Genomic DNA, 15176 nt, shown 5'->3' on the forward strand with positions numbered 1-15176 from the left:
TCCTTCACTGGGCTGCTGTCTGGTCTGGTGATGCTCTCGATGTCGAGACATCGACCAATCCCCCAGCCTACTACCGCGATCTGGACGGTCCGTCGCCGCCCGCGGACACCGACCGGCGAGCCGGCTCACCGCGGTCTAGGCTTTCGCCATGCACGAATCCGCAGATCTGAGCACCGGCGTCGTCGCCGCGGCCCTCGAACTCTTCAGCGCTCAGGGCTTCGATCAGACGTCCGTCGAGCAGATCGCGAAGGCCGCGGGTGTCTCGCGATCCACCTTCTTCCGCCAGTTCGGCGGCAAGGAGGACGTCGTGTTCATCGATCACGAGGCCCTGCTCGATGAGCTGCGGCACTTCCTGGCCGAGCCGCACGACGACCCGTGGGCGGCGGTCTGCGAGGCATCGGAGCGCGTGTTCACGCACTTCGCCCGCGACCCCGAACTCGCCAGGCGGCGGTACGAGATCGTCCGCGAGGTGCCGGTGCTGCGTGATCGCGAGATCGTCACGGTATTCCGGTACGAGCGGCTGTTCGACGAGCACCTGCGCGACTCCCTGCCCGGGATCGCGCCCATCGACGCGGTCGGGTTCTCGGCACTGATCACCGCCGTGCACAACCATGTGCTGCGCCAGCTGCTGCGCGGCAGCCGCGTGCCGCTGAGCGTGCTGCGCGACGCGCTCGACGACGTCCGCCGACGCTACGGGGTGCTGCCCGAGGCGGTCACCCCGGCAGACGACGATGTCGTGGTCGCCGTGTTCCCCCGGTCGATGCCGGTGGCCGAGATCTCACGTCGAGTGCAGGCTCAGCTGTCCTGACCCCACGCCGACGTCACTCGTCGCAGCCGCACTTGCCCGAGGCGTTCTTCACCATGAAGCACACGTCGCACACGCCGTAATCGCGCTCCGCGAGGTTCGTGGCCTTCGGGGCACGCGGCTCAGGGGCGGGGCGTGTCGCGGCGGGGGCGCGTCCGGCGGACGCCGAGCGCTTCGACGCCGACACGGTCGGCAGCCCACTGGGCTGGTGCACGTAGAAGTACGGTGCGCGTCCCTCGCTGGGAAGCAGCGGCAGCACCCGGCCGCCGACGCTCACCTGCTCGTCTTCGGAGAAGCCGTTGATATAGGTGCGGCCGATGTGCAGGGGCGCCTGCGGGGTGCGGCGGATCGCCTCGATGTACCTGCCGCGGTCGATGTAGCTGCTGATGCCGACGGCGTCCGTCACCGCGGCGATGAACTCGTGATTCTCGATGGGGATCCGGTGCGCGCGCAGCGCCTCCGCGAGAGATCGGTACGGACGAGAGGTTCCTGCGGGGGTCGGGCCCTGTACTTCGTTCATCACATTCATTCTCTCACCCGCAAGGCCCCCTGTGGCGTCGAGCGTCCGTGCCAGACTCTTCTGATCCGACCCGGAAGGACCGGCGCATGTACGACATTCCCGCCCCGATGCTCGCCAAGGCCGCGGCATCCGTCCCCGACCCGGCGAAGAGGCCGATGCTGTACGAACCGAAGTGGGACGGCTTCCGCGGGCTCGTCGCGTGGGACGGCGAGACGCTCGAGATCGGCTCGCGCGGGGCGAAGCCGCTGACGCGCTACTTCCCCGAGCTGGTCGAGCAGCTCGCCGGCATCCTGCCCGGTCCATGCCTGCTCGACGGCGAGATCGTGGTCGCGACCGGGCCCGCCGGTGCGCAGCGTCTCGACTGGGAGGCGCTCAGCCAGCGCATCCATCCGGCCGCGTCGCGCGTCGCGAAGCTGGCCGCCGAGACCCCGGCGATGTTCATCGCCTTCGACCTGCTCGCCGAGGGCGAGGAGGATCTGCAGCAGCATCCGTTCCGAGAGCGACGGACGCGACTCGAGCGGATGCTGGCGGACGCCCCGCATCCGCTGCACCTGACCCGTGCGACGGAAGACCCGGAGCTCGCCCGCCGCTGGCTGGCGGAGTTCGAGGGCGCGGGGCTGGACGGCGTCGTTGCGAAGCCGCTCGACGACCCGTACGCGCCAGGCAAGCGCGCGCTGATCAAGATCAAGCACGCTCGCAGCGCCGACGTCGTCGCGCTCGGCTATCGCGTGCACAAGAGCGGGACGGGGGTCGGGTCGCTGCTCGTCGGACTGTACGACGATGCGGGTGCGCTGCGGCAGGTCGGGGGCGTCGCCGCCTGGACGGATGCCATGCGCCGGGCGCTCGTCGATGAGCTCGCGCCGCTGGTCGTCCGTGACGAGGCGGGCGACGCGGTGACGGGCGAGAGCGAGCGGTCGCGGTTCACCGGCGCCAAGGACATGACGTTCGTGCGCCTGCGCCCGGAGCTCGTGCTCGAGGTGCGCTACGACCAGCTCGAGGGCGACCGTTTCCGGCACACCGTGCAGTTCGACCGCTGGCGTCCCGACCGCGACGCCCGTTCGTGCACGTACGACCAGCTCGAGACGGTCGCCGGATACGACCTGGCCGACGTGCTCGAGTAGCCCGACGACGGCTCTACGCGGCGGCGGCGGCGAGCGCCCTCAGTCGTCGACCCGCTCGCCGTTCTCGTCCCAGTTCTCGGCGACCTTCTTGCTGGGCTGCACGCGCGGCGGCTCACCGGGCATCTTGGGGAACTCCGGCGGGAACGGCAGCTCGCCGAGCCCGTTCTCGACGTCGCGCTCCCACCAGGCGAGCAGCGTGTCGATCCGGGCGGGCGAATCCTGCATGCCGGACCACGGGTCTCCGACCTCGGCGAGCCGGGCGGGCACCGTGCGCACCGTGAACCGCGCGGGGTCGAGGTCGTCGAGCTCCTCCCAGTGGATCGGGGTCGACACGGGTGCGTTGGGCCTGGCCCGCGGGCTGTAGGCACCGGCGATGGTGCGGTCGCGGTTGGCCTGGTTGAAGTCGACGAAGATCCGCTCTCCGCGCTCCTCCTTCCACCAGTTCGTCGTGACCCGATCGGGCATCCGGCGCTCGAGCTCGCGCCCTGCCGCGATCACCGCGTGGCGCACGGTGAGGAACTCCCACTCGGGCACGATCGGGCTGAACACGTGCAGTCCGCGGTTGCCGCTGGTCTTGATGAACGGATCGAGCCCGGCTTCGCGCAGCACCTCGCGCAGTTCGATCGCGGCCGGGATCGCCTGCTCGATGCCGGTGCCCGGCTGCGGGTCGAGGTCGATGCGCAGCTCGACCGGGTTGTCGGTGTTCGACGCCAGAGATGCCCACGGGTGGAAGACGACCGTGTTCATCTGCACCGCCCACACGATCGCGCTCGGTCTGGTGAGCACGAGCTGCGGATGCCGGCGTCCGCTGTTGTAGGTGCACACCACCGACTCGACGTAGTCGGGCGTGCCCTTGGGTGGATTCTTGGAGAAGAACTGCTCGCCGCGGATGCCGTCACGGAACCGTTCGAGCGACACCGGCCGGTGGCCGGTCGAGGTCAGGAAGGCATCCGCCACCTGCTGCACGTAGTCGGCGTACTCGGCCTTGGTGATGCCGCCGCCGTCGTCTGTCGGCCAGATCACCTTGTTCGGACTCGACAGATCGACCACACGCTCGCCGTCGGGGTCCTGCACGGTCAGCTTCACTCGTTCAGAGGCCATGCCCCGAGACTAGGGCGCTCAACGCGCCGGTCACAGGGGCTTGCGGCCGCCGCGGCCAGTGCCCTCGGACCCGACGTGCTCCGACGGCGCGTCGCCGGAGCACACGCCCGTTCCACACTCTGTCCGAGAACCGCGACCGGCTGGCCCCGGGTCGGTCACTCGTCGTCGATGTCGATCCCGAGCACGAGCACGGCGCTGAGCGCGTCGCGCTCGACGGCGATCGACGGCCCGGCGATGTCGACGAGCACGCCGGCGATGCCGGAGTGCTCGCTGAGGATCTTCGCCAGCTGCTCGGGCTGGAACGGCAGGGGCCGGTCCTTCCGGCCCAGCGCCACGACCTCGAGAGGGTGCGAGAACACCTGCAGGAACCGGCGTCCGTCAGTGGCGTGCGCTTCGGCGATGCCGACGGGCTGCCCGTTCGAGCCGTCGTTCACGGCCACCCAGCAGCGGGTGCCGGCCAGCGCCTCTGCCACGCGCACGGCGCTCTGCTCGTCGCGCGGAGCGGCCAGCGCGGTCTTGATCGCCATGTTCTCATCACCCTGCTCGAGCGCCTTCTGCAGCAGCTCGGTGGGGAACACCGCCCGATGCGGTGCCGAGGAGTTGTCGATGATGATGCCGGTGAAGCCGCCTGCGATCACCTGCTGGTAGACCGCTGTCGTCGGCTGGGCGATGGCTGAGGTCGCCGCCGCGTCTTCAGCCCCCTCGATCGACTGCTGCAGGGCGCGGCCAGAGCTGTAAGCGAGCATGAACGATCGGTCGCCGTCGCGGATCACACCCACCGAGAGGGGCTTGCCGGAGCTTATCTGCTCGCGGGCGTCGCCGTTCACCCGCAGGTAGAGGTGCCCCTGCAGCGACTGGCGCATCACACCGATCAGCTGCTCGTTGGTGGCACCCTCCTGCAGCTCGGCGAGGGCCTCGCGCAGCAGGACGTTGTCGTTGAGCCCGTCGACCGTATTGGTCTGCTCGGGGGGCAGGGCAGGCGCGAGCGGAAGCCGCGGCACCGTCTGCTCGGAGGGTGAAGCGGGCTGCTGCTCGCCGGGCAGACCCTGCGCCGACGGCGATGAGGACCGCGCGGGTGCGGTGCGCGGCGGTGCGCTCTGCGATGCGTCCTCCGTGGGCAGGCTCACCTCGGGACCGGCGTCGGCGCCGACACCGCGGAACGCCTGCACCGAGATGCTGACATCCGGCACCGGCTCCGCGGGCACGTCGGTCGCGGGTTCTTCGACGCTTTCGGCCTCGGCGGCGGGGGCAGCCGGGGCGGTCGGCTGGTCGTCGGACTTCTTGCGGCGGGAGAAGAGGGCCATATCAGTCAGCCTAACCGCACGGCGTCCGCGGGAGTCGACGGGCGTCGCGCCGCATCGCGGGCGTCAGAGCTTGCTGATGGGAGCGATCTTGATGAGCAGCTTCTTCTGTCCCGCCGAGTCGAAGCGCACGTGCGCGATGCGCTTGGCGCCCTCGCCGGTCACGGCCTCGATGCGCCCCTCGCCGAAGTCGTCGTGGCGGATCCGGTCGCCTGCCGCCAGCTCCAGATCGCCGTTGTCGCGCACCTTGCCGGTGACCTTGTTCGGGAAGCGGTCCATCGCCGTCGACAGCGGCTTCAGGCCGCCGCCCTTGGGCAGCGGCCTCGGCCCGCCGTCGGACAGCCTCGAGGACCCGCTTCCGCCGCCGAAGCCACCTGGGCGCCGCGCGTTCAACGCACGAGACTGCATCCCGCCGCGGGAGTTCACATCTCCGGGCGACTGGCGCCAGTCGATGAGATCGCCCGGGATCTCCTGCAGGAACCTGCTGGGCATCGCCACCGAGACCTCGCCGAACTGCGCGCGCGTCATCGCCAGAGACAGGTGCAGGCGCTTGCGGGCTCGGGTGATGCCGACGTAGAACAGGCGGCGCTCCTCCTGCGGCCCGCCGGGCTCACCCGCAGAGATGCGATGCGGGATGAGGTCCTCCTCGACACCGGTCACGAAGACCGCGTCATACTCCAGCCCCTTGGCGGTGTGCATCGTCATCATCGACACCGAGCCGGACTCGTCGTCGAGATCGTCGGCGTCGGATACGAGAGCCACCTCGGTGAGGAAGTCGGCGATCGCGCCGTCGGGGTTGTTGCGGGCGAAGTCGCGCGCGACGGCCACGAACTCGTCGAGGTTCTCGAGCCTCGCCTCGTCTTGCGGGTCGCGGCTGACGCGCAGCATCTCGAAGTAGCCGCTGCCGTTGAGCAGCACCGTGAGCCCCTCGGCGACCGAGGTCGCGGGCGGCACCTCGCCGGACGACGGGGTGAGGATCTCGGCTGCCTCGTTCAGCACCGCGTCGAGCTGCGTGATCGCCGCCTGGATCTTCGGTCCCACGCCCAGCAGCGGGGCGTTGCGCAGCGCATCGCGGAAGCTGAGCCCGTTCTCGTCAGCGAAGCGCGCGATCGCGGTCTCGGTGACGTCGCCGATCCCACGCCGTGGTCTGTTCAGGATGCGGCGCACCGCCATCTCATCGGCCGGGTTCGCCACGGCGACGAGGTACGCGAGGGCGTCTTTGATCTCAGCGCGCTCGTAGAACTTGGTGCCGCCCATGATCTTGTAGGGCACGGCCGAGCGGATGAAGATCTCCTCCAGCGCGCGCGACTGCGAGTTGGTCCGGTAGAAGACGGCCATCTCGGAGTACGGGATGCCCGCGCGGCGCAGCGCCTCGACCTCGTCGGCGACGAACTGGGCCTCATCGTGCTGCGAGTAACCGGTGAAGCCCACGATCTTCTCGCCGGGGCCGCGGTCGCTCCACAGGTTCTTCGCCTTGCGATCGAAGTTGTTACCGATCACGGCGTTCGCCGCCGACAGGATGTTCTGCGTCGACCGGTAGTTCTGCTCGAGCAGCACGACCTTGGCGCCGGGGAAGTCGCGCTCGAATTCGCTGATGTTGCGGATGTCGGCGCCGCGGAAGGCGTAGATGGACTGATCGGAATCGCCGACCACCGTGAGCGACGCCCCCTCGGCATCAGCGGCACTCTGGGCCCCTGAGCGTGCCGAAGGGTCCGGCTCGAAAATCATCATGCCGTTCATCTCGAAGGCATCCGCCTCGGCGCTCGCTCCCGAGACCGGGCGGGTCAGCTCGTGGATCAGCGCGTACTGCGCGTGGTTCGTGTCCTGGTACTCGTCGACGAGGATGTGCCGGAAACGACGGCGGTACACGTCGGCGACGTGGGGGAAGGCGCGGAACAGGTAGACGGTCTGGCCGATGAGGTCGTCGAAGTCGAATGCGTTGGCCTTCTGCAGCGCGCGCTGGTAGTCGGCGAAGATGTCGGCGAACTTGCGCTCGGCCGGGTCGCTCAGGTTCGCCTGGCGGGCGAAGCCCTCAGCATCCGTCAGCTCGTTCTTCAGCTTCGAGATGCGCGACTGCACCGCGCCGGGCGTGAGGCCGAACGCATCGGCGTCGTGTTCTTTGACGAGCCTCTTCAGCAGCGCACGCGAGTCGCCCGAGTCGTAGATCGTGAACGACTTGGTGAAGCCGAACTGCTCGGCCTCACGCCTCAGGATCCGCACGCAGGCGGAGTGGAACGTCGAGATCCACATGCCGCGAGCCACGTCGCCCACGAGACCCGAGACGCGCTCACGCATCTCGGCCGCCGCCTTGTTGGTGAACGTGATCGCCAGGATCTGGCTCGGCCACGCCTCACGCTGACGCAGCAGCAGGGCGATCCGGCGGGTGAGCACGCTCGTCTTCCCCGATCCGGCACCGGCGACGATCAGCAGCGCGCTGCCGCGGTGGGTCACCGCCTCGAGCTGCTGCGGATTGAGCCCGGCGAGCAGCTCGTCGCGGCCGTCGGAGGGGTGGGGGCCGGAGGATGCGGGGACGATGAGAGGGGCGTCGGTCATGGCACTTCGAGTCTATTCGGGGCGTCCGACACCGGGGTACGCTCGGAGCGAGCGGAGAGGACGGTGCCGAGATGATGACCGAGTTGAGCGAGCAGGAGTGCCGGGAGCTGCTCAGGGCGACGACCGTGGGGAGGGTCGGATTCGTGGCGGATGCCCGGGTGCAGATCATTCCGGTGAACTATCTCGTCGACGGAGATGACGTGGTCATCCGAACCGCGCCGTCCGGCCTGCTCAGCGCGTTGACGCAGAGCACCCTCCAGGTGGCCTTCGAGGTGGATCATCATGATGACCTCGCAGGCTCCGGCTGGAGCGTTCTGCTCGGCGGCGCGATCTCGGAGATGACCGACGAAGAGCTGGCGGCCGTGCCGGGCGCCTCGCGGCGCAGCCCCTGGGCAGAGGGCGACAGGTCGCTGCCGCTGCGGTTCACGCCGAGCTCGATCTCCGGCCGACGGGTGCGTCGCGCTCGCTGAGCCGGTCGCTCGGCTCCTCTGATCGGGGCGGCGCGATGACCCTCACGCGATGCGCGTGCCGGGAGGAAGTCGCCGCGCGGGCGTGCGCGTGCGCGACCAGGCGCCGGCGAAGAGACCGCCCGCGATCACCAGCTGGATGCCGAGCCCGACGAACCAGCTCGGCGCGGTGCCGCGCATCTGCTCTTCGGGCGTGGGCGATGTCTGAGGGCCGCCGGCCTCGCACGGATCCCAGCGCTGCGGCTCGGGCCGCACCTGCGTGATGCGAACGCCGTACTTCACCTGCCCGAACAGGTCCTGCGGGTAGCCGTCGACGAACGGGGTGGGCGTGGCGTCGGCCAGCACGACGAACGGGTTCGCCGCGAGGAAGCCCCAGACCAGATCGAATCGCGGCTGCTCGTAGGTGTACTCCTGCCACTCGTCGCAGATCGGCTCGCCCGATTCGTCCCACATGCGCTCCTGCTGCGTGAACTCGGTGCGCAGCGCCGCTCCCCCGAGACCGAAGGCGATGAGCGTGCCGATGACCAGTGCCGCGACCACGAGGTAGGTGGCGGCGATCGAGAACAGCGGGCGCGCGATGAGCCCGCTCAGTCCCACGCCCATCGCGGCCACCACGATGGTCTCGGCCAGCAGCACGAGCAGCGAGACGAAGAACATTCCCGGTGTGACGCCGCCGCCGAGCATGCCCGCCGCGAGGAAGGGCACGGCGATGAGCAGGAATGCGCACCCGGTCGCAACCGCGGCCAGCAGCTTGCCCAGCATGATGTCGCCGGTCGTCGCGGCGGTCACCTGGATCGGGGCGAGCGTCGCCGCGTCTCGGTCGCCGTTGATCGCGTTGCCGCTGAGCGTCGGCGACACGAGCACCACGAGCAGCAGCACGAAGTTGACGATGATCGAGAAGACGCCGGCGCCCGGCAGCTCGTTGTTCGAGAAGATCAGGAACGACAGCGCCGTGATGCCCAGCAGCAGCACGACGAAGATGCCCAGCAGCACGTACCAGCCCACGCTGCGCAGCCGCTGCGTCAGCTCGAGCCGGGCGATGGTGAGGATGCGGGATCCGCTCACGACGCGGCTCCTTCCTGCGGGCTGGCCGGCGGCTGCGGTGCAGCCGTCGACCGCGGTGCAGCCGACGGTGGTGGTGCAGCCGGCGACGCCGGTGCATCCGGCGGTGGCGGTGCAGTCGGCGGGGTCGGTGCAGCTGATCCCGGATGCCGCAGGGCGAGGAAAGACGCCTCCAGCGCACTCTGCGCCGGACCGTACTCCAGAACCGGCACACCGGCGGAGACGAGGGTGCGCAGCGCCTCGACCGCGGCGGTGTCGTCAGAGACGAGGAGCAGGGCGTCACCTCGGTCGGCGCCCACCTGATCGCGACGCACGCCGAGCGCGTGCGCCACAGCCGTCGGGGCGTCGCCGACGGCGAGCCGCACCCGATAAGTGCGCGCGGCGGGTGCGGGAGCGGCGGCCACCACCGACCCCGCGACGAGGAACACCGTGTCGTCCACGACCTCTTCGAGCTCTGACAGCACGTGGCTGGAGATGAGGATCGTCGTCCCCTGTGCCGCGAGGTCGCGCAGCAGCACGCGCAGCTGCACCCGCGCCTCGGGGTCGAGGCCGGACGCCGGCTCGTCGAGCAGCAGCACGCGCGGGCGATGCACGAGAGCGCGTGCGAGCCCGAGCTTCTGCTTCTGACCGCGCGACAGCACCCGCGCGGGCGAGGCGGCGTGCTCGGCGAGACCCACGAGGGAGAGCAGCTCGTCGGCGCGCGATCGGGCCTCCGCCGCCGGCATGTCGTGCAGCCGCGCTGTCGTCACGATGCTCTCCCGTGCCGTCAGCGACGGCCACGCGCCGAGCGTGTCGGGCATCCAACCCAGCATCCGCCGCACCGCGGCCGGGTCGTCGACCGGGTCGACGCCGTCGATGGTGATGCGACCGGCATCCGGCGCCAGCAGCGACGCGAGCATGAGCAGCAGCGTCGTCTTGCCCGCTCCGTTCGGACCGACCAGCCCCGTGACGCGGCCGGGCAGAGCGCGGAAGGTGGCATCGACCACAGCATCCACCGACCCGAACGACCGCTTGACCCCCTGCGCGACCACTCCGTCCATGCCCCGAGCCTAAGGCAGAGCCGGCAGGATCTGCCCGCCATGGCCCGTCCCTTGGGCAGAGGTGACAGAATCAGGCCATGCGCACGATCCTCAACATCATCTGGGTCATCTTCGCCGGTTTCTGGCTGTGGCTGGGGTACATCCTGGCCGGCATCGTGCTGTGCATTCCGATCATCACCATTCCGTGGGCGATCGCGTCGTTCCGCATCGCCGGATACTCGCTGTGGCCGTTCGGACGTCAGGTGGTCGATCACTCCAAGGCGGGGCTCGGATCGATCCTCGGCAACATCGTGTGGGTGATCCTGGCGGGCTGGTGGCTCGCCCTCGGCCACATCCTCTCCGGTATCGCGCTGTGCATCACGATCATCGGCATCCCGATGGGGATCGCCGACTTCAAGCTCGTGCCCGTCTCACTCATGCCGCTCGGCAAGGAGATCGTTCCCAGCCGGGGCGGGGCGTTCAGGAGCTGACCGCGGATTCGGCGAAGAACGCAACTCCCAGATCGGGGTGGTCGACGAACACGCCGTCGACACCCGTGTCGGCGATCTCGCGCCACTCCGCCTCGTAGTCGCCGAACGCCGCCTTGCCGCCCTGGGCGCGGAACCGCGGGTCGAGGAAGGTGTTCTCGGGGCGGCACGTCCAGGTGAACACCCGCAGACCGCGCGCGTGCGCGTCGGCGACGATCGTGTTCTCCGGCGTCAGCAGCATCTTCTTGCTGACGCTGATGCCGTCGACCGTGCCGGCGAGCTCGTCGAGCCCCGCGGGCGTGACCGCGGAAGCGTAGTCAGGCGCATTCCGGCCCTGGGAGCTGACGAGGTCGAACGGTCTGCCGGTCGATTCGATGAGATAGATGAAGGATGCCGCGATGCCGGTCTTCTGCAGCCGGTGCAGGATCGTCGACTCGAACGACTCGACGATCAGCGGAAGATCGCCGTCGGCCCAGCCGCCGGCACGCAGGTCGCGCTCGATGAGGGGCGCGAGGTCGAGTCCGATGCTGTCGAAGTAGGTCGCGTGCTTGATCTCGAGCACGATGCCGATCTCACGTCCGTGCTCCTCCGACCCGGCGCGCACGAGGTCGAGCAGGTCGGGAAGGCGCAGAATGGGCTGCCCGTCATCGAATGTGGCGCTGGAGCGTCGGATCTTCGGCAGCCGCTCGCGGGTGCGCAGGGTCGACAGCTCGGCCCAGGTGAAGTCCTCGGTGAACCAGCCGGTGAGCGAGACCCCGTCGATACGCTTGGTCGTGCGGCGCCCGGCGAACTCCGGATGATCCGCCACGTCGGTGGTTCCGGAGATCTCGTTTTCGTGCCGCAGCACGAGAACGCCGTCCTTGGTCGCGACGACGTCGGGTTCGACGGCATCCACCCCCATCGCCAGAGCGAGTTCGTACGATGATCGGCTGTGCTCGGGGCGGTAGCCGGGGGCACCCCGATGCCCGATGATCAGTGGTCTTCTCCTGGGCACGCTCACAGCGTAAAGCACCCATTCCATAGGTTGCCGCGAGTATCTTTGAGGAAAGAGATGACCGATCCCTCGGGAGCAGAGGCCACCATGAGCAATTTCGCATTCAACAACCCGGCGTTCCAGCAGCAGGATCCGCGAAATGTCGCGTCCTATCCCGGTTCGTCTCAGGGCACCTACGCGCCGCCGCCCGCGCCGGGCGCAGCCGCCGGCACCGCGTCGTTCCAGCACGCGGGAATGGATGCCGCCGCCAACGCGCAGCTGGAGGGCATGTACACCTCGCCGTCCGCAGGCGCACTCGAGACCGACCGGATGACGGTCGAGGACACGGTCTGGAAGACCGCCGGTCTTTTCGCCATCCTGCTCGTCACCGCCGTCGCCGGCTGGGTGTGGACCGCGACGAGCTTCGTCAACTCCGGCGGCAACGCCGACATGACCCCGTGGCTCGTCGGCGCCCTGGGCGGCTTCGTGCTCGCCATGGTCGTCACGTTCACCTCGCGCAAGAAGGTGCGCCCCGCGCTCATCTGGGCGTACGCGGCGTTCGAGGGTCTGTTCGTCGGCGCCATCTCGGCCTACTTCGAGATCATCTGGCCGGGCGTCGTGATGCAGGCGACCCTCGCTACCATCGCCGTCGTCGGCGTCACTCTCGCGCTCTTCGCCAGCGGCAAGGTGCGCGCCAGCGCGAAGATGACCAAGATCGTCATGATCGCGATGCTGGGCTATCTGGTGTTCTCGGTGCTCAACCTCGTCCTGATGTGGACGGGCGTCCTGCCCGCAGGCCAGGCCTTCGGCCTCTACAGCGCCGAGGTCTTCGGCATCCCGCTCGGCCTCATCATCGGCGTCCTCGTCGTGTTCATGGCCGCCTACTCGCTGGTGATGGACTTCGACCAGATCCAGCAGGGCGTGCGCAACGGCGCTCCCCGCAAGTACGGCTGGCTCGGCGCCTTCGGCATCATGGTGACCGTCGTCTGGCTGTACGTCGAGATCCTGCGCATCCTCGCCATCCTGCGCGGAAACGACTGATCAGCCGCTGTTTCGCGAACGGGCCGCCCTCTTCGGAGGGCGGCCCGTTCCGCGTGTCCGACCGCTTTTACCGCATCTGACGGACGTGCACAAGGGTATGCCATACATTCGTAGCGATCGGGCAGGGTTGATGCATCCGGAAACCCCCGGTATCACTCACAGATCGGAGACAATCATGGGCTTCCTCGCCTTTCTCCTCCTCGGACTCATCGCCGGTGCGATCGCGAAGCTGATCCTCCCTGGCAAGCAGGGCGGCGGCTGGATCGTCACCCTTCTGCTCGGTGTCGTCGGCGCACTGCTCGGCGGCTGGCTCGGCAGCGTCCTGTTCGGCCGTGGCGTCGAAGGCTTCTTCGACCTCGGCAGCTGGCTGCTGGCGATCGGCGGCTCGATCATCGTGCTGCTGATCTACGGCCTCATCGTCGGCCGCGGCGACCGTCGCCGCGCCTGACGCCGGTATCAGCGAATACGGCCGCTGCCCTCGGGCAGCGGCCGTATTCGCGCGTACGGATGCGAGCCGGCCTCGCAGAGAGGACACCGGATCCTGCCGAAGGCGAAACGAAGAAGGGGCCGCTCTCGCGGCCCCTTCTCTCACTCCCACTCGATCGTCGCCGGTGGCTTCGAGGTGACGTCGAGCACGACCCGATTGACCTCACGCACCTCGTTGGTGATGCGGTTCGAGATCTTGGCGAGCACGTCGTAGGGCAGGCGCGTCCAGTCGGCGGTCATGGCGTCTTCGCTCGAGACCGGGCGCAGCACGATGGGGTGGCCGTAGGTGCGGCCGTCGCCCTGCACGCCCACCGAGCGCACGTCGGCGAGCAGCACGACGGGGCACTGCCAGATCGTCTGGTCGAGACCCGCCCTGCTGAGCTCCTCGCGGGCGATGGCGTCGGCGTCGCGCAGGATCTCGAGACGCTCGCGGGTCACCTCGCCGATGATCCGGATGCCCAGACCGGGGCCGGGGAACGGCTGGCGGCCGACGATGGCCTCGGGGATGCCGAGTTCGCGTCCGATTGCGCGGACCTCGTCCTTGAACAGTGCGCGCAGCGGTTCGACGAGCTCGAAATCGAGGTCTTCGGGCAGGCCGCCGACGTTGTGGTGCGACTTGATGTTCGCGGTGCCCGCTCCCCCACCCGACTCGACGACGTCGGGGTACAGGGTGCCCTGCACGAGGAACTTCACGGGCGCGCCACCGGTCGCCTTGGCCTCTTCGACGAGGTCGCGCTGCACCTGCTCGAACGCCCGGATGAACTCGCGGCCGATGATCTTGCGCTTGGTCTCGGGGTCGGTGACGCCCTCGAGGTGACCGAGGAACGTGTCGACGGCGTCGACGGTGATCAGGCGCACGCCCGTCGACTCGACGTAATCCTTCTCGACCTGCTCGCGCTCACCCTTGCGCAGCAGCCCGTGGTCGACGAAGACGGCGGTCAGCTGGTCGCCGATGGCCTTGTGCACCAGAGCCGTCGACACGGCGGAGTCTACGCCGCCGGAGAGAGCCGAGATGACGCGCGCGTCACCGACCTGCTCGCGGATGCGCTCGATCTGCTCGGCGATCACGTTGTCGCTGTTCCAGTCGGCGGGAAGACCGGCACCGCGGTGCAGGAAGTTCTCGATGATCGCCTGGCCGTGGTCGGAGTGCTTGACCTCGGGGTGCCACTGCACGCCGTAGAGCTTGCGCTCTTCGTTCGCGAAGGCGGCGACCTTCGTCGCCTCGGTGGTGGCGAGCACGTCGAAGCCCTCGGGCGCGCGCGACACCTGGTCGCCGTGGCTCATCCACACGTTCTGCTCGGCCGGCTGACCGGCGAGCAGGGTGCTCTCGGTGGCGGGGATGTGCGCGTCGGTCGCGCCGTACTCACGCAGACCGGTGTGCGCGACCTCACCGCCGAGGGTCTGCGCCATGTACTGGAACCCGTAGCAGATGCCCAGCGTCGGCACGCCGAGGTCGAACACGGCCGGGTCGAGCTGCGGAGCGCCGTCTTCGTACACCGAGGACGGCCCGCCCGACAGGATCAGGGCGACGGGGTTCTTCGCCGCGATCTCCTCGGCGGTGGCCGTGTGCGGCACGATCTCGCTGTACACGCCGGCTTCGCGGACGCGACGGGCGATCAGCTGCGCGTACTGCGCTCCGAAGTCGACGACCAGCGCGGGGCGCTGCTGGGTCTCGGTCTGCTCGGTCAACGGGCACCTTCCGTGGTGGTGGGCGCAGGCGACGCGGCTGACGCCGCGGCCTCGCGCTGGGCGAGATAGGCCTTCACGTCCCGCGCAACGCGCGTCTCCATGAAGAAGGACAGCAGCGGGACGACGCCGCCGAGGGCGAGCAGGATGAAGCGCACGAACGGCCAGCGCATCATGCTCCACATCCGGAAGCAGGCGAAGAGGTAGACGACATAGAACCAGCCGTGTGCGACCAGTATGCCCTGCGACACGTTGAATCCGTCGCCGGTCGATTCGAGGCCGTCGGCGGTCTCGACGACCTCGGCGAACCAGAGCGGACCGCCGGAGCCGCCGAGGAAGAGTTCGAGGTGGATCGGCGTGTACTTCAGCACCATCTCGGTCACGAGCAGCAGCAGCATGACGCCGGTGATGATCGAGGCGATCTGGTAGAACTTCAGCGCTCCGCGGATCGCCGGGAAGCTGGCGACTCTGGGCTCGGGCATGCCCTCCATTCTAGCCGCCGCGGTGATACGGCGAAGGCCGCCGGACGCATGCCCGGCGGCCCTCGCTGACA

At 69.1% G+C, this 15176-nt stretch carries 15 protein-coding genes; 6 read left to right on the forward strand and 9 right to left on the reverse strand.

Annotated elements, in window-relative coordinates; all coding sequences use genetic code 11:
• The first annotated feature begins 148 nt into the window (after positions 1–148).
• Positions 149–808, forward strand: a complete 660-nt coding sequence (locus tag PGB26_RS00535; protein ID WP_271638366.1) for a TetR family transcriptional regulator — start codon at positions 149–151, stop codon at positions 806–808.
• Positions 809–821: 13 nt separating this feature from the next.
• Here PGB26_RS00535 and PGB26_RS00540 read toward each other — a convergent pair whose 3' ends face one another.
• Positions 822–1325: a hypothetical protein gene (locus tag PGB26_RS00540; RefSeq protein ID WP_271638367.1), complete on the reverse strand. Its 504-nt coding sequence runs from the start codon at positions 1323–1325 to the stop codon at positions 822–824.
• Positions 1326–1411: 86 nt separating this feature from the next.
• Between PGB26_RS00540 and PGB26_RS00545 the strand changes: the two genes are divergently transcribed.
• Positions 1412–2446 carry an ATP-dependent DNA ligase gene (locus tag PGB26_RS00545; RefSeq protein WP_271638368.1) on the forward strand — a complete coding sequence of 345 codons (1035 nt, stop codon included), beginning with the start codon at positions 1412–1414 and terminating at the stop codon, positions 2444–2446.
• A 39-nt stretch (positions 2447–2485) separates the two neighbouring features.
• Here the strand turns inward: PGB26_RS00545 and ligD are convergent, their stop codons facing one another.
• From ligD to PGB26_RS00560, 3 genes are all read right to left on the reverse strand, one after another.
• Positions 2486–3547, reverse strand: coding sequence for a non-homologous end-joining DNA ligase (ligD, locus tag PGB26_RS00550; protein WP_271638369.1), 1062 nt, complete (start codon positions 3545–3547; stop codon positions 2486–2488).
• Between the two features lie 155 nt (positions 3548–3702).
• Positions 3703–4851 carry an SseB family protein gene (locus PGB26_RS00555; protein WP_271638370.1) on the reverse strand — a complete coding sequence of 383 codons (1149 nt, stop codon included), beginning with the start codon at positions 4849–4851 and terminating at the stop codon, positions 3703–3705.
• Between the two features lie 63 nt (positions 4852–4914).
• Complete coding sequence (locus PGB26_RS00560; protein ID WP_271638371.1) at positions 4915–7401, reverse strand: ATP-dependent helicase; 2487 nt, start codon at positions 7399–7401, stop codon at positions 4915–4917.
• A 71-nt stretch (positions 7402–7472) separates the two neighbouring features.
• Between PGB26_RS00560 and PGB26_RS00565 the strand changes: the two genes are divergently transcribed.
• Positions 7473–7871, forward strand: coding sequence for a pyridoxamine 5'-phosphate oxidase family protein (locus PGB26_RS00565; RefSeq protein WP_271638372.1), 399 nt, complete (start codon positions 7473–7475; stop codon positions 7869–7871).
• A 42-nt stretch (positions 7872–7913) separates the two neighbouring features.
• On the opposite strand, the gene PGB26_RS00570 is transcribed toward PGB26_RS00565, so the two are convergent.
• Complete coding sequence (locus PGB26_RS00570) at positions 7914–8933, reverse strand: ABC transporter permease (RefSeq protein ID WP_271638373.1); 1020 nt, start codon at positions 8931–8933, stop codon at positions 7914–7916.
• A complete protein-coding gene (locus PGB26_RS00575; RefSeq protein ID WP_271638374.1) occupies positions 8930–9970 on the reverse strand; it encodes an ABC transporter ATP-binding protein in 1041 nt (346 codons plus the stop codon). The genes PGB26_RS00570 and PGB26_RS00575 overlap by 4 nt, the downstream gene beginning before the upstream one ends.
• 77 nt (positions 9971–10047) lie before the next feature.
• On the opposite strand from PGB26_RS00575, the gene PGB26_RS00580 reads away from it, so the two are divergent.
• Positions 10048–10440, forward strand: a complete 393-nt coding sequence (locus tag PGB26_RS00580; protein WP_271638375.1) for a YccF domain-containing protein — start codon at positions 10048–10050, stop codon at positions 10438–10440.
• Here the strand turns inward: PGB26_RS00580 and PGB26_RS00585 are convergent.
• On the reverse strand, positions 10430–11431 hold the full coding sequence (locus PGB26_RS00585; RefSeq protein ID WP_271638376.1) for a glycerophosphodiester phosphodiesterase family protein: 1002 nt from the start codon (positions 11429–11431) through the stop codon (positions 10430–10432). The two genes, PGB26_RS00580 and PGB26_RS00585, sit on opposite strands and share 11 nt — an antisense overlap.
• An 87-nt stretch (positions 11432–11518) precedes the next feature.
• Between PGB26_RS00585 and PGB26_RS00590 the strand changes: the two genes are divergently transcribed.
• Positions 11519–12451: a Bax inhibitor-1/YccA family protein gene (locus PGB26_RS00590; RefSeq protein WP_271638377.1), complete on the forward strand. Its 933-nt coding sequence runs from the start codon at positions 11519–11521 to the stop codon at positions 12449–12451.
• A 175-nt stretch (positions 12452–12626) separates the two neighbouring features.
• Positions 12627–12899, forward strand: coding sequence for a GlsB/YeaQ/YmgE family stress response membrane protein (locus PGB26_RS00595; RefSeq protein WP_271638378.1), 273 nt, complete (start codon positions 12627–12629; stop codon positions 12897–12899).
• Between the two features lie 140 nt (positions 12900–13039).
• Here PGB26_RS00595 and guaA read toward each other — a convergent pair whose 3' ends face one another.
• The gene (guaA, locus tag PGB26_RS00600) at positions 13040–14626 is read right to left on the reverse strand and encodes a glutamine-hydrolyzing GMP synthase (RefSeq protein ID WP_271638379.1); all 1587 of its coding nucleotides are present in this window, start codon (positions 14624–14626) and stop codon (positions 13040–13042) included.
• Complete coding sequence (locus PGB26_RS00605; RefSeq protein ID WP_271638380.1) at positions 14623–15105, reverse strand: DUF3817 domain-containing protein; 483 nt, start codon at positions 15103–15105, stop codon at positions 14623–14625. The genes guaA and PGB26_RS00605 overlap by 4 nt, the downstream gene beginning before the upstream one ends.
• Positions 15106–15176: the final 71 nt, after the last annotated feature.

It is taken from the genome of Microbacterium sp. nov. GSS16, from assembly GCF_028198145.1.
GTDB lineage: Bacteria > Actinomycetota > Actinomycetes > Actinomycetales > Microbacteriaceae > Microbacterium.